General features: G+C 60.3%; 25 protein-coding genes and 1 tRNA gene. 9 read left to right on the top strand and 17 right to left on the bottom strand.

Annotated elements, in window-relative coordinates; all coding sequences use genetic code 11:
- Positions 1-64: 64 nt before the first annotated feature.
- Positions 65-409 carry a hypothetical protein gene (locus PB2503_RS06710; protein ID WP_013300481.1) on the bottom strand — a complete coding sequence of 115 codons (345 nt, stop codon included), beginning with the start codon at positions 407-409 and terminating at the stop codon, positions 65-67.
- 141 nt (positions 410-550) lie between these two features.
- Complete coding sequence (locus PB2503_RS13920; protein ID WP_013300480.1) at positions 551-1,810, bottom strand: glycosyltransferase family 87 protein; 1,260 nt, start codon at positions 1,808-1,810, stop codon at positions 551-553.
- Positions 1,811-1,931: 121 nt separating this feature from the next.
- On the opposite strand from PB2503_RS13920, the gene PB2503_RS06700 reads away from it, so the two are divergent.
- Positions 1,932-3,371 carry a Na+/H+ antiporter NhaC family protein gene (locus PB2503_RS06700; RefSeq protein WP_013300479.1) on the top strand — a complete coding sequence of 480 codons (1,440 nt, stop codon included), beginning with the start codon at positions 1,932-1,934 and terminating at the stop codon, positions 3,369-3,371.
- Between the two features lie 80 nt (positions 3,372-3,451).
- Here PB2503_RS06700 and PB2503_RS06695 read toward each other — a convergent pair.
- Positions 3,452-3,528, bottom strand: a tRNA-Arg gene (locus PB2503_RS06695).
- Positions 3,529-3,681: 153 nt separating this feature from the next.
- Here PB2503_RS06695 and galE point away from each other — a divergent pair.
- Positions 3,682-4,665 (top strand): UDP-glucose 4-epimerase GalE, encoded by a 984-nt coding sequence (galE, locus tag PB2503_RS06690; protein WP_013300478.1) that lies wholly within the window; start codon positions 3,682-3,684, stop codon positions 4,663-4,665.
- Between the two features lie 109 nt (positions 4,666-4,774).
- A complete protein-coding gene (locus PB2503_RS14685) occupies positions 4,775-4,951 on the top strand; it encodes a hypothetical protein (protein WP_013300477.1) in 177 nt (58 codons plus the stop codon).
- A gap of 8 nt (positions 4,952-4,959) precedes the next feature.
- Here PB2503_RS14685 and PB2503_RS06680 read toward each other — a convergent pair whose 3' ends face one another.
- A complete protein-coding gene (locus PB2503_RS06680) occupies positions 4,960-7,215 on the bottom strand; it encodes an AGE family epimerase/isomerase (RefSeq protein ID WP_013300476.1) in 2,256 nt (751 codons plus the stop codon).
- A 124-nt stretch (positions 7,216-7,339) separates the two neighbouring features.
- On the opposite strand from PB2503_RS06680, the gene aroQ reads away from it, so the two are divergent.
- A complete protein-coding gene (gene aroQ, locus PB2503_RS06675) occupies positions 7,340-7,792 on the top strand; it encodes a type II 3-dehydroquinate dehydratase (RefSeq protein WP_013300475.1) in 453 nt (150 codons plus the stop codon).
- On the opposite strand, the gene thiL is transcribed toward aroQ, so the two are convergent.
- From thiL to glyA, 4 genes are all read right to left on the bottom strand, one after another.
- Positions 7,776-8,738 (bottom strand): thiamine-phosphate kinase, encoded by a 963-nt coding sequence (gene thiL, locus PB2503_RS06670; RefSeq protein ID WP_013300474.1) that lies wholly within the window; start codon positions 8,736-8,738, stop codon positions 7,776-7,778. The two genes, aroQ and thiL, sit on opposite strands and share 17 nt — an antisense overlap.
- The gene (gene nusB / locus PB2503_RS06665) at positions 8,731-9,231 is read right to left on the bottom strand and encodes a transcription antitermination factor NusB (protein ID WP_013300473.1); all 501 of its coding nucleotides are present in this window, start codon (positions 9,229-9,231) and stop codon (positions 8,731-8,733) included. The genes thiL and nusB overlap by 8 nt, the downstream gene beginning before the upstream one ends.
- Positions 9,228-9,680 carry a transcriptional regulator NrdR gene (gene nrdR, locus PB2503_RS06660; RefSeq protein ID WP_041534923.1) on the bottom strand — a complete coding sequence of 151 codons (453 nt, stop codon included), beginning with the start codon at positions 9,678-9,680 and terminating at the stop codon, positions 9,228-9,230. The genes nusB and nrdR overlap by 4 nt, the downstream gene beginning before the upstream one ends.
- Before the next feature lie 63 nt (positions 9,681-9,743).
- A complete protein-coding gene (gene glyA, locus PB2503_RS06655; RefSeq protein ID WP_420798262.1) occupies positions 9,744-11,033 on the bottom strand; it encodes a serine hydroxymethyltransferase in 1,290 nt (429 codons plus the stop codon).
- A gap of 296 nt (positions 11,034-11,329) precedes the next feature.
- Between glyA and PB2503_RS06650 the strand changes: the two genes are divergently transcribed.
- On the top strand, positions 11,330-11,797 hold the full coding sequence (locus tag PB2503_RS06650; protein WP_013300470.1) for a Ros/MucR family transcriptional regulator: 468 nt from the start codon (positions 11,330-11,332) through the stop codon (positions 11,795-11,797).
- 143 nt (positions 11,798-11,940) lie between these two features.
- Here PB2503_RS06650 and tatC read toward each other — a convergent pair whose 3' ends face one another.
- From tatC to PB2503_RS06610, 8 genes are all read right to left on the bottom strand, one after another.
- Positions 11,941-12,723 carry a twin-arginine translocase subunit TatC gene (tatC, locus tag PB2503_RS06645; RefSeq protein ID WP_041535399.1) on the bottom strand — a complete coding sequence of 261 codons (783 nt, stop codon included), beginning with the start codon at positions 12,721-12,723 and terminating at the stop codon, positions 11,941-11,943.
- A 46-nt stretch (positions 12,724-12,769) separates the two neighbouring features.
- Positions 12,770-13,102 (bottom strand): Sec-independent protein translocase protein TatB, encoded by a 333-nt coding sequence (gene tatB / locus PB2503_RS06640; protein WP_013300468.1) that lies wholly within the window; start codon positions 13,100-13,102, stop codon positions 12,770-12,772.
- 9 nt (positions 13,103-13,111) lie between these two features.
- Positions 13,112-13,363, bottom strand: coding sequence for a twin-arginine translocase TatA/TatE family subunit (tatA, locus tag PB2503_RS06635; RefSeq protein WP_013300467.1), 252 nt, complete (start codon positions 13,361-13,363; stop codon positions 13,112-13,114).
- 77 nt (positions 13,364-13,440) lie between these two features.
- On the bottom strand, positions 13,441-14,271 hold the full coding sequence (gene scpB / locus PB2503_RS06630) for an SMC-Scp complex subunit ScpB (protein WP_013300466.1): 831 nt from the start codon (positions 14,269-14,271) through the stop codon (positions 13,441-13,443).
- Positions 14,255-15,055: a segregation and condensation protein A gene (locus PB2503_RS06625; RefSeq protein WP_013300465.1), complete on the bottom strand. Its 801-nt coding sequence runs from the start codon at positions 15,053-15,055 to the stop codon at positions 14,255-14,257. The genes scpB and PB2503_RS06625 overlap by 17 nt, the downstream gene beginning before the upstream one ends.
- The gene (gene nagZ / locus PB2503_RS06620; protein WP_013300464.1) at positions 15,048-16,073 is read right to left on the bottom strand and encodes a beta-N-acetylhexosaminidase; all 1,026 of its coding nucleotides are present in this window, start codon (positions 16,071-16,073) and stop codon (positions 15,048-15,050) included. Before nagZ ends, PB2503_RS06625 begins: the two co-directional genes overlap by 8 nt.
- Positions 16,074-16,082: 9 nt before the next feature.
- Positions 16,083-16,895, bottom strand: a complete 813-nt coding sequence (locus PB2503_RS06615; RefSeq protein WP_013300463.1) for an SPOR domain-containing protein — start codon at positions 16,893-16,895, stop codon at positions 16,083-16,085.
- Between the two features lie 92 nt (positions 16,896-16,987).
- A complete protein-coding gene (locus PB2503_RS06610) occupies positions 16,988-18,196 on the bottom strand; it encodes a deoxyguanosinetriphosphate triphosphohydrolase (protein ID WP_013300462.1) in 1,209 nt (402 codons plus the stop codon).
- A gap of 117 nt (positions 18,197-18,313) precedes the next feature.
- Between PB2503_RS06610 and erpA the strand changes: the two genes are divergently transcribed.
- From erpA to PB2503_RS06595, 3 genes are all read left to right on the top strand, one after another.
- Positions 18,314-18,640 carry an iron-sulfur cluster insertion protein ErpA gene (gene erpA / locus PB2503_RS06605; protein ID WP_041535396.1) on the top strand — a complete coding sequence of 109 codons (327 nt, stop codon included), beginning with the start codon at positions 18,314-18,316 and terminating at the stop codon, positions 18,638-18,640.
- 69 nt (positions 18,641-18,709) lie between these two features.
- On the top strand, positions 18,710-19,135 hold the full coding sequence (locus PB2503_RS06600) for an MAPEG family protein (protein ID WP_013300460.1): 426 nt from the start codon (positions 18,710-18,712) through the stop codon (positions 19,133-19,135).
- 53 nt (positions 19,136-19,188) lie between these two features.
- The gene (locus PB2503_RS06595; protein ID WP_013300459.1) at positions 19,189-20,010 is read left to right on the top strand and encodes an exodeoxyribonuclease III; all 822 of its coding nucleotides are present in this window, start codon (positions 19,189-19,191) and stop codon (positions 20,008-20,010) included.
- 58 nt (positions 20,011-20,068) lie between these two features.
- Here the strand turns inward: PB2503_RS06595 and PB2503_RS06590 are convergent, their stop codons facing one another.
- Complete coding sequence (locus PB2503_RS06590) at positions 20,069-20,635, bottom strand: type 1 glutamine amidotransferase domain-containing protein (protein WP_013300458.1); 567 nt, start codon at positions 20,633-20,635, stop codon at positions 20,069-20,071.
- A 159-nt stretch (positions 20,636-20,794) separates the two neighbouring features.
- On the opposite strand from PB2503_RS06590, the gene PB2503_RS06585 reads away from it, so the two are divergent.
- Positions 20,795-21,946 carry an alkene reductase gene (locus tag PB2503_RS06585; protein WP_013300457.1) on the top strand — a complete coding sequence of 384 codons (1,152 nt, stop codon included), beginning with the start codon at positions 20,795-20,797 and terminating at the stop codon, positions 21,944-21,946.
- Positions 21,947-21,980 lie beyond the last annotated feature (34 nt).

Below are 21,980 nucleotides of genomic sequence, written 5' to 3'. Positions count from 1 at the left end.
GCTCACTTCAGGGTCGTAAACGGCTCGTCATTTTTGCTTTTGTATGAGCACGTCTCACCTTCACTTAGTCGAGCAGGGCTGCCGCAAACCGTTCGTCATAATCATTCTCCGGATCGAGAAATTCGGCGCGGGACAGCTCGTCATCATCGCCGGCGGTCAAATCGAACAGCGACATGGCTTCGTCTTCAGTGATGTTGTCGAACTGCGTTGTGACTTGAACATATTCTTCGCTGGTCACGACCCCATTGTCATTGACGTCCAGCATGCTGAACTCGCTCGAATTCATCACCTCAGCATTCATTTCGTCCTTTTTCATCTCATTTTTGCTGTTGGCATGGTCATCGGCGGCAAAAGCGCCAGACAAAAGCAGAGTAGACGATGCAAGAACAGAATAAAGAGCGGTTTTCATAACAATCTCCTTTTGATCTCAGGTCATATGGTTATGGCCGTTCTGGTGGTATCCAGAACTTGAGCCTCACCTTATTTACGCAAGAGACCGATAGAGGTTTCATCTCGTCGGAAATTCGTCGCCCCCCGGCGGGATGATTGGTCAGTCCACGGCCACCACAGGCGCGGAACACAGCGGCACTAAGAGCACGCGACGCAGAACGAGGGCAAAGGCCCCAAGGGCGATGATCGCGGCCAAGGGGATCAGCGCGCCCTCCGGCACCGGCAGGAAGATACTGGCGATCCACAGCGCTGTGAGGGCAAGCCCCTCCCCCCAATGAAGGCGCGCCGCGCCACCGGTGCCGAAGGCCAAGACGAGCCCCGCGAGACTGAGGGTGAGCTCATAATAGAGCGCATGGGGACTGGCGATTGGTACCGCGGCAAGGACGATCGCCGCCTTGAGGGCCGGGGGCACGGCTTCCCGCCGCCAAATAACGGCCGTTGCCGCCATTGCCATGACCGTCGCCCCTAGTTGAAGCCCCAGCGCGAGGGGGGACGGCAGCCCAAGGTGAAGCGCGCCCCCATAGGGCGAGATCACATATCGCGGATCGAGGTCGCCGCCGGACAACGCCCCCCAATGGTCGGTCACCGCCCCAAAGAAAGCCGCCCAAGGAGACAGGCCGAAGGCTAGTAGCGACAGGGCAATGAGAGCCCCCGTCGTCACAGCCGCTATCCCCACCGCCCGCCAATGCCCAGCGGCGATATACGCAATCGGGAGAAGCAGTCCCAGTTGCGGCTTCACCGTCAATACCCCCGCGGCGATCCCCGCAATAAGGGGGGTTCGGGCGGGGCTCGTCAGGGCCAGGACCAAAAGGGCGCCGGTGAGAAATCCATTCTGCCCGGTGATGGCCGCAGAGAGGACCGCTCCGCTCGACACCGCAAAAAGAAGGGCGCGCGTCCGCCCCTTCGCTCGGATCAACGACCAAAAATAAAAGAGGCCCGTGCCGATCGACCAGACGGGAAAGGCCACCCCATAGGGCAGAAGCTTCAGCGGGCTCATCAGGAGGGCAAAGGTCGGCGGATAAAGAAGCGGGAGGCGACAATCACCATCGCAGGCCAGAAACCGGCCATCGAGTTCGAGTGACATCACCTCAAGGGTGTAAAGATCCCCTAGGCGATCGGTGAAGGCGGCCTTGGCCATGGTCCAAAAGACGATGAAATCACCGCCCAGGGGTCCTTGCGGGGTGTAGGCCCCCTGCACCACCGCCCAGGCGAACTGGCCATAGAGGACCCATCGGAAGACGCCGAAACTGATCGCCGCCAGGAGGAGGATGAGGCCTAGCCGACCCCCGCTGAGCGCCGATGGCTGGGGCATCAATGCGCATGAGCCGGCGACATGCCCTGCCCCCTGATCGCGCGTCATCGCCCCTCACTCATTGTCTGCCCTCACGCCTGCCTAGCTCGCCCGTCTCGCCGAATGGTAAAGATCGAGGTGACAGGGAGCATGGTTTCGGCAAAGGTCCGACGCTTTTGAGGGGAGCGTTATGGAATATCTCAGTGTCGTCCCGCCGCTGCTGGCGATCTTTCTCGCCGTCGTGACCCGCAATGTGTATATCGCCCTCCTCATCGCCCTTGGTCTGTCCGAAACCCTGATGCTGTTTCTCGCGCCTGAGCGCTCGGCCCTGTCAGCCCTCGACGCGATCGCTCCGGCCATCGCAGAGATCGGCGACGGCAGCCTCCTGTCGGTCACCGCGCCATTTCTGGGCGCCCTTGGCGGCGCCAGCCGAACCGCCGCCGTCTTTGACAGCGGCTACAATACCCAAGTTCTCTTATTCTGCTTACTGATCGGTATTCTCATCGCGTTCATGCGAGAATCGGGCGGCGTGAACGCCCTTGCCCATCGGCTGATGGCGAACGGTGTGGCGGGCACCCGCCGACGGGCCGAAGCGATCGTGGCCGGCACCGGATCGGCGGTGTTCATCGAGACCAATGTCAGCCTTCTCAGCTCCGGCGTATTGGGCCGCCCGCTCTACAATGCCCATGGCCTGTCCCGAGAACGGCTTGCTTATATGATCGATTCGACCTCGGCCCCGATCAGTGTGCTGATACTTCTCAATGGCTGGGGGGCCTACGCTTTGGGACTGGTGGGCGGCTATGGGTTTGACGATCCGGTTGAGGTCGTTTTGGGCACGATCCCGCTCAATCTCTACCCGATCCTGACCCTGATCGGCGTGTGGTTGACCGTGGCCACCGGCAAGGCCATCGGCCCGATGCGGCGGACCGCCGCCATCCCGCCCGGCGCCGATGACAATGCCGATGTGACCGAGGGCGGCAAGGCGATCTTTATGTGGCTCCCCCTGCTTGTCATGGTCGGTGGGGCCCTGGCCTTTATGGCCTGGACCGGAAATGGCGACATCCGTCAGGGGGCGGGGGCGACCTCGATCCTGTGGGCCATCCTCCTTGCCATCCTGACCGCCGGTACCCTGCTGATCGGCGCGGGCAGCCTGAAGGGCCGGATCGAGGCCACGGCGTTTAAGGGCCTTTCCGAAATGGTGCCGCTGGTGTCCGTCCTGTTGCTCTCGATCGCGCTAGGAGAGTCTTTGCGCGCCCTCGGCACCGGCGATGTCATCGCGGCGCTGGCGGCCCAGACCTTGCCCGGCTTTGCCGTCCCCGCTCTCCTGTTCGTGGCGGCGGGGCTGACCAGCTTCACGACGGGGACCAGCTGGGGGACCTACGGGATTTTGGTGCCCATCGCGATGCCTTTGGCAGCGGCCCTCGGCATCCCGCCGTCCCTGGCGCTGGCGGCGGTCTTGGGCGGGGGGGTCTTTGGCGACCATTGCTCGCCGATCTCCGACACATCGGTCATCGCGAGCGTTGCGGCCGGAACCTCCCTTTACGACCATGTCAGAACGCAATTGCCCTATGCCCTCATCGCCGGCGCCCTGACGATCATGCTCTATCTCGGCATTGGCGCCATCGCCTGACCTTTTCCAAGATGGAGGAAGGCGCGAAGGGGGAAAGCTCGAGCCCGCTTAACACCAGGGCGCGAACCTGTAGCGAGGAATGGTGTCCCCGAGAGGATTCGAACCTCCGACCTACGGATTAGGAATCCGTTGCTCTATCCTGCTGAGCTACAGGGACGGGACGAAAGGCGTTTTCATCCAATCCTCACCGCTTATCAGTATCCTCTCTTGGTGACCAGCGAGGTGACCGGGACCAAAGAGGGTTGGGGCGCTCGGGCATGCCGATTGACCAGCGGCCTCGACGCCGTAACCATGGGGCGAAGAGGGTAGTATGAAAATTCTCGTATGCGGAGGCGCTGGCTATATCGGCGCCCATATGTGCAAGGCTTTGGCCGCTGAGGGCTATGAGCCTGTCGTCTTCGACAATCTCAGCAGCGGGCATCGTCACGCGGTGAAATGGGGCCCCCTGGTGGTGGGGGATATCCGCGACCGGCGCGCCCTTGATGACTGTTTCGCCGCGCATCGTCCCGCCGCCGTCATTCAATTCGCCGCGTCGATCGAGGTCGGCGAAGGTGAGGCCAATCCCCTTAAATTCTGGAACAACAATGTCGGCGGCACAGTGACCTTGCTTGAGGCGATGGCCGGGGCCGGGGTCACCGCCCTCGTCTTTTCGTCCACCTGCGCGACCTATGGGATCCCCGATCGGATGCCGATCGGTGAGAGCGAGCCGCAAAGGCCTTTCAGCGTGTACGGAGAAACCAAACTCGCCGTCGAGAAAGCCCTGGCCGCAACGGCCAAGATTTCCCCCCTTAGATACGCCTCACTCCGCTATTTCAACGCGGCGGGGGCGAGCCCGGACGGAGAGATTGGCGAGGAGCACAACCCCGAAACGCACCTCATCCCCAATGCCCTCAAGGCGGCGGCGGGAATCGGCTCGGCCATGAAACTTTTCGGGACGGATTACGATACACCCGATGGCACCTGCGTCCGCGATTACATCCATGTGATGGATCTGGCCGCGGCGCATTTGGCGGCGCTCCGCCTCCTGCTCGACGGGGCGGACTCCTTTATCTGCAATCTTGGGACAGGGACGGGCCTGACCGTTCGTGAAATCCTCTCCACTGTCGAGGCCGTCACAGGGCGGCCCGTGCCGGTAGAGGAATCACCGCGCCGCCCGGGGGATGTGCCCCGACTGGTGGCGGACCCCAGCTTTGCCCAAGAACATCTTGGCTTTTTCCCGCAATATTCCGATGTCGGCACGGTGATCCGGGACGCCTGGAATTTCCATAAGACACGGTGGTCCCTCGCCCCTTAAGCGGTCTTTCGGCAGTCATCACGAGCCGCCCCTCTGGTCATTGAGCATTTGCACCCTATCTAATTGTCTTGTGGCAATTTTTTGCCTGAAGACCGGAAAGGTGGCTCCCATGACCGAGTTGACGAAACCGAAACCGCGGAGAACCAACGCGCAGCGGGATGCTGCGCGGGAAGCTGCCGATGCGGCGGTCCTGCGGGAGGTACGCGACGCCGCACAGGTCCGGTCAGATCGCTCCGCCATATTGCGCGAAGCCCGTCTGCAACAGGAAAAAGATCAATCCGTGTAACGCGCCGCTCAGCTTCTGGGGCGCGACAGTATGAGATCGGGAACCGTGAGACAGCCCACCAGGTGATAGAACGTACTCGCCGGTGAGACGTTTTTGATGATCGTCCCATCGGCACGAAGCTGATCCCGCCACAGGCCTGCTTTGGCTTCGCCCTCAAAAAGAAAAGCCTCTTTCATCCGATCAAGCATGGCGAGGGCTGCCAGCTTTTGCGGGGCTGAGCCGAATGAGAGGTGCCAGCGGATGAACTCCGTCTGCGGCCAAAGTCGGCTGGTGGCCCCCTCGGCCTGTCGACCATCCGCCCCGATCGCATCGGCAACGAGGCCGAGCGTTTTCACATGACCGAATTGTTCGGCAAAGGCGATCGGCACAGCCGGACTTGGGGCGGGGGTGCCCGTTACTCGCTCATACTCTTTCAATAGCCACGACCATTCATAGAGATGGCCAGGCATGATCTCTGTCAAAGCGTCGTTATCGTGGGAAAGAATCGGGGACAGGTCGTCCTCGAAATATTCCCTGAGGACGCCATCGACCCGAAAACGCTCTTTATACAGCCCAACCATCTCGTTGGCCAGGCGAAGGCCCCGCTCCTCCCCGTGGAGGTCAGCCCAGGCCAAACCCGCTTCGAGGAGGTGCATATGGGGGTTGGCCCGGCGCGGTCCGCCCACATCCACCCCTTCTCGGTATCCACCTTGGGGATGGTCGAGATGCTCTTCTAAAAATGAAAATGCCTCCTCGCCGAGTTTGCGGAAACGGAGGTCGCCTGTCGCCTTGTAGGCCCACGCGAAGGCAAACAGCGAAAACGCCTGATCGTAAGTGTCGATCGTTTCATCCGCTGGCGTCCCATCCGGGTGGGTTGCATAGATATACCCGCCTTGCTCGCCCCGACAGTTCGTCGTGTAGAATGAGACCAAACCTTCTAAGATAGGCGCTGCCCCCGACCACCCAAGCTCCAACGCTTTGGCATAGGCATAGATCTGTCGCGCCTGGACCCGGCAACGGGTGGGCGCGTCTGTGGCTGGCCGTCCCGCCTCATCAAGGGTTTCAACACTGCCCCCGTGCCGGGGATCGATGCCATCGCTCGCCCAGCGCGGGAAAGCCTGTCGCATCAGCCAATCAGATGCCCATGCCCGATGACGAATAAGAGCCCCATCAAGATCGCCGGACCGGTGGAGGGCACAGGCATTGGCCTCCTCAGCGAGGATCGTGTGCACATCTTTGACCGATTGCACGCTGTCATCGGCACAGACGAGCAACGCATCTTCGGTATCAACCACGGTCACCTTTTCAAGTCCGACGACAGCGATGGGCTTGTTATGTCCGTAGACCAAGCATTCCCTCGAATTATGGAGTACCACCTGCCCCTTCAGGCTGTTTCCGGTCTCAGGATCGGCGGTCAGCTCCCTCAGGCTCTGCCAATTGCCGATATCGCTCCAGGGAAAATGGCCCCGCGCGACCGCCCCTTTGTGCGTCCGCTCGGCAACGGCATAGTCGATGCTGGTCTTTGGGATTGCGGAAAATTGGTCAGCGGAAAACCGCAAGATCTGGCGTCCCGAACGATCCGTCACCGTGCGGCCGTCAAACGCGGCGGCGACCCCTTGCGCAATTTTCGGCTCGTAGCGCACTAATTCCTCTAAAAAGACATCCGCGCGCATGGCGTAAATGCCAGAGTTCCATAGATAGTCGCCACTCTCGACATAGGCCCGGGCCTTTGTCAGATCCGGTTTTTCGACGAAAGCGCGGATGGGATAGCAAGTGAGGCCATCAAGCTTGTCCTGCTCCCGCCGGATATAGCCATAGCCCGTATTCGGACCATCCGGCGTAATACCGATCAGCGCAATCCGTCCGTGAGCGGCGGCTTCGACAGCCTTCGTCAACGCGTCGTGAAAGGCGTTAAGATCGTCGACATAATGGTCAGCCGGGAGAAGGACCACCACTGCTTCATCGCCATGGGTCGCCCGAGCCCAGGAGGCCGCGATCCCCGCGGCGGCCGCCGTATCTCGGCCCATGGGCTCCTCGATCAAGGTCGACCAATTCAGGCCGTCCGCCTCCAGCTGATCGACGATCCGTTGACCATATCGCGACGAGCACAGAATATTGACCGGCCCGGCGCCGGGATGGGCGCGCAGACGGCGAGCCGTGTGGACAAGCAGAGAGGCATCCCCGAACAGCGTTTCAAGCTGCTTCGGCGAGTAGCTCCGGGAGATCGGCCATAAGCGGGTCCCGCTACCGCCGGAAAGGATGACTGGAAAGAAAGTGGAACCCACGGAAATTGCTCGAATGGTGATTTCTAATTACCTTAACCTACCCTAATCGGGCTATCGGCGAAGGTCACGGTAAACGGGATTGGAAAACCAATCCTTTCACCATGTCTATGCAATAGGAACCCCTATGAAGATCTCGATCCTGAACGGTCCTAACCTCAACCTCTTGGGAACGCGGGAGCCGTCGATCTACGGACACCAGACCCTGTCGGATATTGAGGCGATGGTGGCGGCCCATGCGCCGGGCCATGAGATTGAATTCTTTCAAACAAATCGGGAGGGGGAGTTAGTGGACGCAATTCAGGGCGCGGCCCGGGAGGCCGATGCGCTGATTCTCAATGCCGCGGCCTATACCCATACCTCGATCGCGATCCACGATAGCTTAAAGGCCGCCTCTCTGCCGAAAGTCGAAGTCCATCTGTCGAACCCCGCGGCGCGGGAGGCCTTTCGTCACCATTCCTATGTCAGCCCGGTTGTGGATGTGGTGATCGCCGGCGCCGGCCCGGTGGGCTACTGCCTGGCCGTCGATGCGGTGCTTGCCTTGGCCGAACGGCGGGCCGCCGCTACGGAAAATGCCTGAAGCCAGCAGGCGAGTGGTCGGCGCCGAAAGCGATCTCCTTTCCATCTCCCCCGCGTAAGACAGTACCAGCAGCCCCTTCCCGCACCTCACCGATGGAGGTGAGCGGCACCTGCGCGGTGGCAGCGGCGGCCCTGAGGGGATCGACATTGTCCTGTGGGACAGTCGCGATCACCTGATAATCGTCCCCTCCCCCCAAGAGAGAAAGCAGGGCGTCGCCGCTGTCCTCGGCATAGGCGCGGGCGGAGGGGGAAAGCGGGATGGCGGCGGCATCGAGCCCCAGAACGACGCCGCTCGCCTCGGCAATATGGGTCGCATCGGCGAGGAGGCCGTCGGAAATGTCGATGGCCGCATGGGCGTAACGGGCAAGGGCGTCGACCAGGTCGATCGGCGGGCGGGGCCGAAGATAGGCCTCTACCCCCTCCGATGTGGGGGCGATTTCACCGAGAAGGGATTTGAGCCCCAGAACCGCCTCCCCAATGGTTCCCGTCACCATCACCACATCGCCGACCTGAGCGCCGCTGCGCCGAAGGGGACCTTCTGGCGCCGGGGGTCCGACCATCGTCACACTGATCGTCAGGGGACCACTATCCGCGCGATGGCGCGTTGTGTCCCCGCCGATCAATCCAAGGCCATAGCGAGCACAATCGGCAGAGAGCCCTTCCATAAAAGCCGCGATCTCCTCCTCCGTCACCGCTTTGGGCCAGACGACCCCGAGGGCGAACGCCGCCGGCCTCGCCCCGCAAGCGACAAGATCTGAGATATTGACCCGAAGCGCCTTTTGCGCGGCGGCCCCCCACCCATCGCAGGATCGGAAATGCACCCCGTCGACCAGCAGATCCTTGGTGATGATCATCCCTTCAAAGAGGGCGGCATCGTCCTGCAGGCCGACGGCCCCCTCAATGGCGAGGGGCGCTAAATACCGGTCGATGAGCGAGAACTCATCCACCGTCCTGCCCGAAATCGTCCGCCCGCACCTCTTTGGCCGTCGCATCGAGGACGGCATTGATAAAGCGGGGCTCGGCCTCCCCCTTCTCGAAGAAACTGTTGGCGAGCTCGACATATTCGTCGACCACCGTTCGCCAGGGGATGTCGGGGCGACTGACCAGTTCGAACAGCCCTGCGCGCAAAATCGCCCGCGCGGTGGCGTCGAGGCGCTTTAATGTCCACCCTTCGGCCAAATGGCGCTGAATGAACGGATCGATCCGACGCTGGCCTTCAACGACACCGCGGACGATCGCGGCGAAGAACTCATCGTCGGCTTCGTGAAGGGCACTCCCATCCATTTCACCGCCGAGCCGATGGTCGACAAACTCCCGAATGACCGCCTCGACCCCGGTGCCGGCATGCTCCATCTGGTAGAGGGCCTGGACAGCCCCAAGGCGCGCCATGGTCTTCGCCTCGACGGACCGAGGACGCTGCATCTGCCGGATTTGTGTCATTCGGACTCCATGGATCCTAAGAAGGCCTGAAAATCTTTGGCCTCACTGAAATTTCTATAGACGCTGGCATACCGTACATAGGCCACGTCATCGACTTCTTTGAGGGCCGTCATGGCAAACTCTCCGATGGTCCGGGAAGGCACCTCGGTCTCGCCGAGCGCCTCAAGCCGCCGAATGATCGTCGCGACGATCCGCTCGATCGCTTCGGGATCAACGCCCCGCTTGCGGGTTGCAATCTGTATCGACCGAAACAGCTTCTCCCGATCGAACGGGGCACGCCGCCCAGACGCTTTCAAGACGGTCAATTCGCGAAGCTGAACCCGTTCGAACGTCGTAAAGCGCGCGCCGCACGCCGCGCACTGGCGACGACGACGGATGGCCACACCCTCCTCTGCAGGGCGGGAATCCTTCACCTGGGTTTCTTCGCTTTGACAGAACGGACAGCGCATAACCGGTCTGGTCTAAGCCAGCTCCAGCCATGACGCTACAGCTCAATGTCAGCCGTATATGGGTCAGCCATATATGGGGAACCGGCGAGTGAGGGCGACGACCTCCTCACGAACGGCCGCTTCGGTCTGGGCAAGGTCCGTCCCCTCAGCAAGGGCATCGAGCACCCGGATCATCAGGCGGCCGGTTTCCTGAAATTCGACGACCCCGAAACCACGGGTTGTCGCCGCCGGCGATCCAATCCGAATGCCTGAAGTGATTTGCGGCTTTTCAGGGTCGTTCGGGACCCCGTTCTTGTTCACGGTCATCCCCGCCCGCTCCAGCGCGTCCTCAGCGGCATTCCCCTTCACCCCCTTGGGCCGGAGGTCGATCAAGGACAGATGCGTGTCGGTCCCGCCGGACACCACATCATAGCCGCCCTCGACCAAGGTGGCGGTAATCGCCTTGGCATTGTCGATCACCGACTGGATGTAGCCCTTGAAGGATGGCTGTAGCGCCTCCCCGAACGCCACCGCCTTCGCCGCGATGACATGCATCAGCGGTCCCCCCTGCAATCCGGGGAAGATGGCCGAGCGGAATTTCTTCGCCAGATCCCGCTCATTGGTCAAAATCATCCCGCCCCGTGGCCCCCGCAGCGTCTTATGTGTTGTCGTGGTCACGGCATGCGCATGGGGCAAGGGGCTTGGATAAAGCCCTGCGGCCACAAGCCCGGAGAAATGGGCCATATCGACCAGAAGATAAGCGCCCACCTTATCGGCAATCGCGCGGAAGGCCGCAAAATCGATGATACGCGAATAGGCGGAGCCGCCGGCGACGATCAGCTTTGGCCGAACCTTTTGCGCCAGCGCATCAACCGCATCCATGTCGATAAGGTGCGTGGTCGGATCAACACCGTAGTGATGGGCCTCGAACCATTTCCCCGATTGATTGACTTTTGCCCCATGGGTCAGGTGGCCGCCGGCGGACAAATCGAGACCGAGAAATTTATCGCCCGGCTGCAGCAACGCCATGAACACGGCTTGGTTTGCCTGGCTGCCCGAATGGGGTTGCACCATGGCCTCAGCAGCGCCGAACAGCTTCTTCGCCCGCTCGATGGCCAATTCCTCGACCTCATCGACATAGACGCAGCCGCCATAATAGCGGCGGCCGGGATAGCCTTCGGCATATTTGTTCGTCAGCACCGACCCTTGTGCGTCGAGCACGGCGCGACTGACGATATTCTCAGACGCAATCAGTTCGATTTGCTGTTGCTGGCGATCCTTTTCGCGATCGACAATCGCCGCCACGTCCGGATCGTGATCGGCAAGAGAATCGGCGAAAAAGGAAGATGTTTGCGACGCGGTGGAGGCAGTCAAGCTCATCCCATATATCCTTTCTCAAGCAAGCGGACGCTTAAGCGGATGGCCGTCCCATGGCAATGATACAGAACGGCGCGCCGCGCACGATTTTGTTCGCCGTATTGAGCTTTGACTGGCTGCGCTCACAACAATCTTTATCTTGTCCTGGTTCGTGACCAAAGTTTCGTATTGTCATGTCATATCAATTGAACTAAATGTAAAAAATATAAGCAATACTCCCCATTCATATAGATGAGTTTGCTGTTCTTAAGCATCTCAAATTACGGCATCAAAGACACGAAAGGCGACAGAAGGTGGATGAAATCCAGGCACCCGACGAATCACTAAGCAAAAGTGAAACACTTAATTTAACGACGGAAATTGTCTCTGCTTTCGTGAGCAACAATTCGGTTCCCGCGGATCAATTGCAGGAACTTCTCCAGTCGACGTTCAACACCCTGAACAACCTCGGCGGGCAAATCGAACTTCCGCAATCCAGCCAGAAGCCGGCTGTTCCTGTCAAAAAGTCTATTACAGATGACTACATTATTTGTCTTGAAGACGGCAAAAAGCTGAAGATGCTGAAGCGCTATCTGCGCACACAGTATGATATGTCCCCAGAGGATTATCGCCGGAAATGGAATCTTCCCGCAGATTACCCCATGGTTGCGCCGAGTTATGCGAAGCGCCGGTCTGAGTTTGCGAAAAAGATCGGCCTTGGGGCCAGCGGCGGTCGGAAAACCACGACAACCACAAAGAGATCACGTAAGCGCGCCGCGTAAGTGTGAACCACATCGGGTCTGTCCCGCATTCAGGCCTGCATTCAAGGCACCTCATCAATGAGGTGCCTTTCTCTTTTATCCATACATCGAGGGGCATCGTCGATCTTGTCGATGAATGAAGCCTTGTGGCGAGGGCTGCTTGCTCACTCCTGGGCCACAACAGGCGCGTTGCCGAAGAATACGACCATCAGGATTGAGATCTCGTAGAGCACCCAAATCGTCACACCGAGGGCGATCTGGCTGACAGGATCAGGGGGGGTCAAAAAAGCCGCGACAAGGAAGATCCCGACAATCGCAAATCGACGGTTTTTGCGAAGCCAAGACGGCGTCACCACCCCGGCGCGGCCAAGAAGCGTCAAAACCACCGGCAACTGGAACGCAAAACCAAAGCCGACAATCAGCGTCAGCGCGAGATTGAGATAGTCCCCAACGAACACCAGCAGGGAAAAATTCGCCCGCCCCGCCGCCTCCGCCGGGCTTTCCATCCCCAATGCGAATTCCATCACGAAGGGAAGGATGAGTTGATGCACCAGCAAAATGCCGCCACTGAACAGGAACGGGATCGCGATCAAGAAGGGGTAGACGGAGCGTCTCTCGTGCCGATAAAGCCCCGGCGCGACAAAGGCATAGAGCTGCCAAGCAATGATCGGAAACGCCGCCATGAGGCCGGCGAATATCGACAATTTGATCCGGGCAAAGAAGAGGCCGAGAGGTGGATAATTGAGCTGCGCGATGTCCCCCTGTCCCAACCGATCGACGGCATCGACAAAGGGTAAGGTGAGGAGATTGTAGAGCTGATAGCTAAAAGCAAAGCATATGACGAATGCGATCACCACAGCGGCAACGCAGACGATCAGTCGACTCCGCAACTCGATTAGGTGACTTAGGAGCGGGGCGCGACTGGCCTCGATATCTTTCTCAGCCACAGAATGCTCGTTCCAATTCGCCGATTGAGAAGAGGCCATCGGCGGCTTACGCCCCCTCCGACCGTGGCAAACGATCTCCCGTAGACGGCACGGGATTTTCCATCGCCTGAGAGGTTTCCCTCAATTCTTTGATCAATGTGGTGTCGTCCACCGTTTCTTTTTTCAGGGCTTCGATCTCTCGCCGCATTTCCTCGACCTCGGCCTCGCGAGCCATTTCATCGAACCCGGATTTGAAATCCTCGGCCATTTTCCGCACACGGTTAACCGTTTGCCCCACGGTGCGCATCAAGCGCGGCAGGTCTTTTGGCCCAACGACGATCAGGGCCAGAATAGCGAGCACGAAAAGCTCGACCATACCGAGTTGCGGGACAAGGCTCATGTTTGAGCCTTACGAACTCTTGGCGTGGTCGTCGACGGGACGCGCGTCCCCTTGCATCGTGGCCCCGGGGGACGACTGGTCCAGACGCGCTGTGGAGGGCTTTTTCGCGTCCTCCCCCTCATCATCTTCGGCCAATCCCTTTTTAAAGGACCGGATGCCCTTCGCCATATCGCCCATAATCGATGAGATCCGACCCCGACCGCCAAAGAGGACCAAGACAATCACGAGGACGATCAGAAGCTGTTGTAGACTTGGCGCCATGGGAGGCTCCCTTCTCTAACGTCACCGTGGTTTATGATAGGCGCGATAAAAATGCACCAAGGGAAACAGGTTTTCGCCTAACTTTCATCCTCGTCGGTGAAGTCGACCTGAAAGGCTGGTTCCTCCTCAATAGTCTCATCGTGGAGGTCGTCCTCTTCGCCTTCTTTTGGGGTGGGGACCGAAAACCCAGGGGGGAGATTGGCGTCGAGGAGACCTGCGGCTTTGAGATCCCCAAGACCTGGCAGATCGGTGAGCGCTTCGAGCCCGAAATGCTCAAGAAACGAAAGAGTGGTCCCATAGAGTACCGGGCGCCCCGGCGCGGTCTGGCGGCGCCCCCGCAATTTGATCCATCCAAGCTCGAGGAGCTGATCTAGGGAGCCTTTTGCAACACTGACGCCGCGAACGTCCTCAATATCGGCCCGCGAGCAAGGCTGGTGATAGGCAATAATGGCGAGGGTTTCGAGGGCCGCCCGGGACAGCTTGCGGACCTGGACGCGGTGCTCGACAAGAACCCCTGAGAGATCCGGTGCCGAGACGAATTGCCACCCCTCGCCGATTTTGCGCAGGTTCACCCCGCGCTGGGCGTAGTGTTTCTGGAGCATGGCCAAATGTCGATCGGGGTCGAGGCCCTGTATCCGCGCGCCCAGCGCCTCCTCGGACACGGAATGGGAAGCGGCGAACAATACCGCCTCCAACTGCCGCAGAATATGATGATCCGCCGTGGCCTGGGCGAAGGGATTATCAGCGATATCGACCTCTTCATTGGTCATCGAGGTGACTTGGCCATGGCTGTCCTCCGCGGGATCCTCGGGCTGATCCGATGCCCCTTGCGGCCGATCCTTGAAGGCGGCTTCCAGGGTTTCCTGCGCACTGCGTGGGTCCATTGCCTTGTCACCTGTCATGGTCATCAGTCATGTCCTCCCCCCTGTCGCGAAGATAAAGAGGCGCAAAGGGAGCGTTCTGACGGAGCGACACCTTTCCCGCTTTTGCGTATTCAAGGGCCGCCGAGAAATGGCTGGCGACGACGGAGCGCTTGGGCGTCGCGCCGTCCGCCGCCGGGGACAGGTCAGTCAGCAGACACCAGTCCGGGATATCCCCAAGGAGGCGGGCCAACCGCTCCCGCGCGGCTTCGAGGCTCATCACCGCCGGCGGCGGACGCCTCAGGACCGGCTCGATTGCCGCCACCCGCTGGCGGGCATAGGCTTTCAATAGATCGTAGAGATCGGCGCGATAGGTCGTCTCGGTATCGACGGAAAGCGCGGTGACCCCCCGCGGAAAGACATCCTGGCCGATTTGTGGCCGGGCCATCAGCGCGTCAGCCGACTGTCGCATGGCATCAAGACGCTGGAGTTGGAACGCCAGACGAGCGGACAGATCCTCCGCACTCGGCTCATCCTGATCGGTCTTCGGTGCAGGAATAAGGAGCTTCGACTTCAGGAAGGTGAGCCAGGAGGCCATCACCAAATAGTCGGCGGCGAGTTCGAGATCCCGACGCTTCGCCTCCTGAACAAAGTCAAGATACTGGGTCACGAGGGACAGAATTGAGATCTGCCGTAGATCCACCTTTTGCCGACGGGCGAGGTCCAAAAGGACATCGAGCGGGCCTTCATAGGTCTCCAACCGAACGAGAAAGTCCGTTGCCGCGGGGGCGTCGCGGAGGGGCGCGTCGAAGGGATCGGCGGTCTCAGGCATCCCACCGCCCATAGGCTGAGACGATGTCGCCGAATTCGGCTTCGAGATCGTCGATACGGCTCATTTCCGGCGCCTTTCTGCCGCGCAGGATCTCATCGCTGAGGGCTTGTCGTGCCGGCGCCAATGGTCCTGTCCCCGCCGCAACCCCTTGCATCTCGTCCATCTTGCCGTTGCAGTGGAGAATGAGATCGCAGCCTGCCGCCAAGGCCCGTTCGGCGCGCTCCCGATAATCACCGCTGAGGGCCTTCATCGACAAATCATCCGTCATCAGAAGACCCTGAAAGCCAATCTCTCCCCTGACGCTCTCCTCGATCACCTTCGGAGAGCAGGTGGCGGGACGCTCAGGATCGAGCGCTTCATAAACAATATGGGCCGTCATGCCGAGGGGCAGCTGGTTGAGCAATTTAAAGGGCACAAAGTCGACGTCGGACAGGATATCGTGAGCGCATCCGACCCGGGGGAGTTCATGATGGCTGTCCGCCATCGCCCGCCCATGCCCCGGGATGTGCTTCACCACCGGCAGAACCCCGCCCGCCTCAAGCCCGGCCGCCAAAGCGGCGCCTAATTTCGCCACGACGATCGGGTCCTCCGCAAAGGCGCGGTCTCCGACAATGTCGTGGGCGCCGGACTGGCGCACATCGACCATCGGCACGCAATCGACATCGATCCCGAGGCGACGGCAATCATGGGCGAGTAACCGGCCGAAAAGGCGCGCTGCGCCCTCAGCGGCAGGGAGCCCCTGGCGGCTCACAATTTCCCCAAGGAGAGCGGCGGGGGGACGGGGCGGCGCCAATTCAGGGCTGAGACGCGTCACACGCCCGCCCTCGTGATCGATGAGGATCGGGGCATTGCGGCCAATGCTCTCCCGCAACGCGGCGCAGAGGGCGATGACCTGGTCGGCGGTCTCAATATTACGGCGAAAAAGGATGAACCCCCATGGGTCTGCGTCCCGGAAGAACGCGTGCTCTTCAGCGTTCAGGACGGATCCTTGACAGCCATAGATCGCCGCACTGACCACGGGCGCCTCTTAGCGCTTCCGCGTGAAGCAGTCCTGCCCTTTGGCGGACAAGTCGCGGCAATAGACATCGGCCGCCCCTTTGGAGGCAAACCCCCCAAGAAGGAGGCGGTAATAGGTCGTGCCATTGACCACGGCGACATTGATATCAGGGCTTTGATTGGCCACCAAACTCCCGATCTGGCGTGACAACCGGCCATAGACCTCCATCGCTTCATCGCGGGAGCCAAAGGCGCCGACCTGAACGGCCCAGGGGCCCGTGGCCGCCGCCGGAGACGAGGAGGAGGTCGACGACGTGCTTGGACGGGTGGCGGGCGCGGGGGTCGGGGTCGCCTCACGCGTGGGGGCAGCGGACCGTGCCGGCGCCGGGCTCGGCGCCCGGGGTGATGGGTCGGCACTCGCCACATTTTGGGTCGGTGTCGTCGGCTGAGCCTGGGGCTGAGCCTGGGGGGCGGCCCCAGCGGCCGTGGTTGACGCCCCTGTGGGCCCCGACGAAGAATAGCCGTTGAGCGCATCCTCGGAGGGGTTCTCATCCGCAATCACAATCGCGGACCGCTCATCATTCAATTCGTCAAAGACTTCGCGCGGCGCCCCGCCCTCGGCAGGCTCAAGGGACACAGCCTCACGCAGGGGGCGGGGATCCGCCGTCACCGTCGGGAGGGCGCCGTCGCCGCGAACCTCGGCACGGCCTTTTTGATAAGCGAGATAAACGATGCCGGCAAAGGCGGTAAGCATCACGAGGGCGATCACCAGGACCCAGAACCCGGACAGACCGCCTTCGTCGAAATCGTCATATCCTTCATCAGAAAGGGCCGTAGTGGACATCGTCTTCCTCCAATCGCAGTGCCGCCAGCGATTCCGCCTTGTATGCGCTGATTCTAGACGGACGCGACGCTAACGTCGCATTAAGACTTCGTTTAAAGCCAGCGCGTCGTCGTGAACAGCCGCCGATGCTCTTCGAGGGCGAAACTGTCCGTCATGCCCGCAATATAGTCGCAGACGACACGGGCACGCTTCGCGGCGGGTTTACCCTCCTGCAGGGCAAACCACGCCGGCGGCAAGACATTAGGCTCTTCGAAGAAGAGGTGAAAGAGGTCTCTGACCACCCGTTTTGCGTGGCTGCGCGCCCTGTTGACGAGATAGTGCCGATACAGCCGGTCAAAGAGAAAACTTCTCAGCTTTCGGATCGACGGGCTCAGCTCCTCGGAAAAGCGGACAAAGGGGGCGTCGGCTTCGCGGATCGCCTCGGCCGATTGGGGCGCAAGCTCGGTCAACCGGCGCGAGGTCTCAGAGAAGACATCGTTAACCATGATCCCGATCAGTGAGGACACCGCCTCTGCGACCTGTGTGCCCTCGGGCGCATCGGGCCATCGTTGGCGGGCCCAATAGAGCCTTTCCCCCAAAAGCGGCACATCCAGGGCCTCGGCGAAGGTGAACAGCCCGGCCCGCAGACCATCTTGGCTGTCATGATTGTTGTAGGCGATATCGTCGGCCAGCGCCGCGATCTGCGCTTCGAGGCCCGCATAGGTGTGCAGTTCAAGGTCATGGCCCTTGGCGTATTCCTCAAGCACCGCCGGAAGGGCAGGTAGGGGTGTCTCCTCATCCGCCCGGGCAGCCAGGGGGCCAATCAGGGGGCCATTGTGCTTCACCGTCCCCTCGAGGGTTTCCCAGGTTAAATTAAGGCCCTCATAGTCTCCCTTCGGACGCTCCAATTTCGTGAGGACCCTCAGGGTTTGGGCATTGTGATCGAAGCCGTCATAGGGGGCCATTGCTTCGTCGAGGGCGTCTTCTCCCGTATGACCGAAAGGCGGGTGGCCGAGATCATGGGCGAGGGCGACGACCTCCCCCAGATCCTCATCGAGACGCAATCGTCGGCAGAGGGAGCGGGCGATCTGGCTCACCTCAAGGGAGTGGGTCAGGCGAGTCCTGTAATGGTCGCCCTCATGGGCCACAAAAACCTGGGTTTTATGCTTGAGCCGACGAAACGCCACAGCATGGATGACCCGGTCACGATCGCGCTGGAACGGCGTGCGTGTGGGGCTTTCGGTCTCCTCATGCAATCGGCCGCGGGTCCGATCGGCGCGCGTGGCATAGGGGGCGAGGGGCGCTGGATAGGCTAAGGGCATGAACGATGGGGCCTTTGACTCCTCATTTCATTGGCGCGGAACGCCATTGCCTGTCGAGTGGGGCTTTTCAGACCCGGAGCGAAGGCCCAAATAAGAATGATGGCCGATGGAACCGACATGCCGCAAATCGTTCTCACTGATCGCGCTGCGAGCAGGATCGCTACGATCCTCGCCAAGGAAGCTGAGGGCGCCATGCTGCGCATCGCCGTTCTTGGGGGCGGCTGCTCAGGCTTCCAATACGACTTCCAAATCACAGACAAAGCGGAGGGGGACGACCTCGTCCTCGAAAAGGCGGGCGCCACCGTGTTGATCGATAAGATCAGCCAGGAATATATGCCCGGTGCCGTGATTGACTATGCTGAGGAATTGATCGGCGCCGCTTTCAAAATCGATAATCCCCTCGCCACGGCAAATTGCGGCTGCGGCACGAGCTTTTCGATCTAGTAGACGATCAGCCGCGTCCCCCCGTTGAGATAAGTGTTGTTCTGATGTCGACCTTCGGTAAGAGGGCGCATGGAAAATGTGCTCGTCCCCGTTTTTTGGCAGGTTGGCCTCTCAATCAGCGTTCTCCTATTGTTGGGCGTTCATCGTCTTTATGATGTTGTGAACGATCGATCTCTTCTGGTCCGAAGCAAGACCGACACCTCCGTTTATCCTGAGCGGACGAAAAAAGTGGCGGCGAATTTCTCCAATCAATTCGAGCTGCCGGTCCTTTTTTACCTGGCTTGCGGATTGTATCTGTTATTCGGCGTGTCCGAGGCGGCAGGGATCCTGCCTTGGATTTTCGTCATCGCCCGGATTGCGCACACCCTTATTCATACGACGATCAATGTCGTTCTCATCCGATTTTCCGCGTTTGCGGTGAGCGTGCTCACCGTGATTGCCTTGTTCGTCCGCCTTGCGGGGGCAATCGGCGAAAGTCCGCTGATTTCGGGCTAACGGGTATCGCCAATGCCCACTCCGGCTTTCTTGCCCCCTGACGGAGCGGCCTCGTGATCATTTCCAGCTTCAATGTGAATTCGATCAAAGCGCGCCTGCCGCGCATTCTTGAATGGTTTGACGACCGCCAGCCCGACGTGACGGTCCTGCAGGAAATCAAATGCGTCACCGACGCCTTTCCTGCGGCCCCCTTCGAAGATCGCGGCTATCACGTCGAAGTCTTCGGGCAGAAAACCTATAATGGCGTCGCGTTGCTCTCAAAGACACCGCCCGAAGATGTCCTGCGGGGGGTGCCCGGTTTCGACGACGACAATGCGCGATATATCGAGGCGCTCATTCCTCACGATCAGGGGGCGCCGGTCCGTGTGGGGGGGCTCTATTTGCCAAATGGCAACCCCGCCCCCGGTCCGAAATACGACTATAAACTCGCCTGGATGGCCGCCTTTGAGGATCATGCACGGGACCTCCTGGCGCAAGAGGAAGCGGTGTGCCTCCTTGGGGATTATAATGTCATCCCCGACCCCTCGGGGGTTTATGCCCCCGACCGCTGGACCGAGGACGCCCTCTTTCGCCTTGAGACCCGCAAAGCGTTCCGCCGCCTCCTCAATTTGGGGTATGTCGATGCCCTAGCGCAGGTCAAAGACGCCCCCTTCTACACATTCTGGGACTATCAACGCGGGGCGTGGGACAAGGATCATGGCTTGCGCATCGATCATTGCCTCCTCTCCCCCCAAGCGGCCGACCGCCTGACCGGCGGGGATGTCGATCGCCAGGTCCGCGACCCTGCCCTTGGCAACCAAGACGCTAAACCGTCAGATCACGTACCGGTCTGGATATCGATCGGCCCCAAAGAGACCGAAGGCGGGGAAACATAAAAAAGGGGGCACCGCAGCGCCCCCAATATGTCGGTATCGTGATCTCACGCCACCGCCTTTAGGCCGCCTTTTTGCGATCCGGATGACGACCTTCTTTAATCTCTTCGATGATTTTGTCGCAAAAGGCGTCGAGGTCGCCCGGATTGCGGCTGGTAATCAGCGCTTCGTGGACAACAACAGCTTCATCCGTCCACAGACCTCCCGCATTTTTCACATCGGTGGCGATTGAATGATACGACGTCAATGAACGCCCTTTGACGACCTCTGCCTCGATCAGCAGCCAGGGGGCGTGGCAAATCGCGGCGAGCGGCTTCTTGGAATTGAAGAAATCCCGCACGAAGGTCACGGCGTCGTCATTGACCCGAAGAAGGTCGGGATTGATCTGCCCACCCGGCAGGACCAGCGCATCGTAGTGAGCCACCTTCGCGTCGCCCAGGGGCCGGTCGACCGCGATGGTGTCCCCCCAATCGTCTTCATCCCACGCTTTGATCTCACCCGTTTCGGGGGAGATGATGTGGACGGTGGCGCCGGCTTCTTCGAGCCGCTGCTTCGGCACAAACAGCTCGGATTGTTCAAAACCGTTTGTGGCGAGGATCGCGACGGTTTTTCCCTCGATCGATGTCATGGATGGATCTCCTTTTGGTATCCGATAAAGAGTCAACGGCCAGTGATGCGGCGCGTTCCCCGGCACGGCATAAAGTCAGGGAAATGTCAGACGCCCCCTAGAAGCGCGGCAGGAACACCCCACTTCTCCAACCAGCACTATAGATGGGAAGGTCAACCGATGAGCATGTCCGGAAGTGTGGGCGCTGCTACCCCTAAGCAGCAGGAACTCAAGCCGCTGTTCGAGCCGCTGAAACTGGGGCAGCTTGAGCTGCCAAACCGTATTTTGATGGCGCCGTTGACGCGCAATCGTGCCCATGCCGACGGGACGCCAAAGGAAATGGCCGCCACCTATTACAGCCAGCGGGCGAGTGCTGGGCTGATCATCAGCGAAGCGACCCAAATCTCCCCCATGGGCAAGGGGTATATCGATACGCCGGGCATCTACGAAGACCGTCATGTCGAGGGATGGAAGGCTGTCACCGACGCCGTTCATGAAAAAGGCGGCCGCATCATCTGCCAGCTCTGGCATGTCGGACGGATCAGCCATACCAGTCTATTGCCAGACGGGGCGCAGCCCCATGCCCCCTCCGCCATTGCGGCGGACGCACAGACCTTTACCCCAAATGGGTTCGAGCCCACCTCCGAACCAAAAGCGATGACGACGGACGATATAAAGCGCACCGTCGACGATTACGCCCATGCTGCCAAGCAAGCCCTCGCCGCCGGTTTTGACGGGGTCGAGGTGCATGCCGCCAACGGCTATCTGCTCGATCAGTTCATCCGCGACAAATCCAATAAGCGGGAGGACGCCTATGGCGGCTCGGTGGAGAACCGATTGCGCTTCCTGCGAGAGGTCCTGGACGGCGTCACTGCCGCCATCGGCGCAGACAGGACGGGGATCAGGCTTTCACCGCTCGGGACGTTCAACGATATCTCGGACAGCGATCCGGAGACGACCTTCAGCGAGGCGGTGGCGCTGCTCAATCCCTACGGTCTCGCCTATTGCCATTTCCTCGAAAGGTTCGGCGGAGATGTTCCCGACACGGATCTCGAAACCCTTGGCCGGATATCGTCAGGGTTCGACGGTCCTTATATCGCCAATGGCAATTTCGACGCCGAAGAAGCGGCGAGATGGATCGCCAAAGAGCGGTGTGATGCGGTCACCTTCGGCAAGCTCTTTATCGCCAATCCCGATCTCCCGAAACGACTTGCGCTCGGCGCGGCCCTGAACGACTGGAATCAGGACACGTTCTATGGCGGCGGCGAAGAAAGATATATCGATTATCCCTTCCTTGAGGAGGACATCGAGGAAGAGACCCCGAAAGGGTGAATTGCCCTTGCCCTCAATGTCCGCTCAAACACGG

This window comes from Parvularcula bermudensis HTCC2503 (genome assembly GCF_000152825.2).
GTDB classification, from domain to species: Bacteria; Pseudomonadota; Alphaproteobacteria; order Caulobacterales; family Parvularculaceae; genus Parvularcula; species Parvularcula bermudensis.
This window is presented reverse-complemented; position numbering and strand designations above follow the sequence as displayed.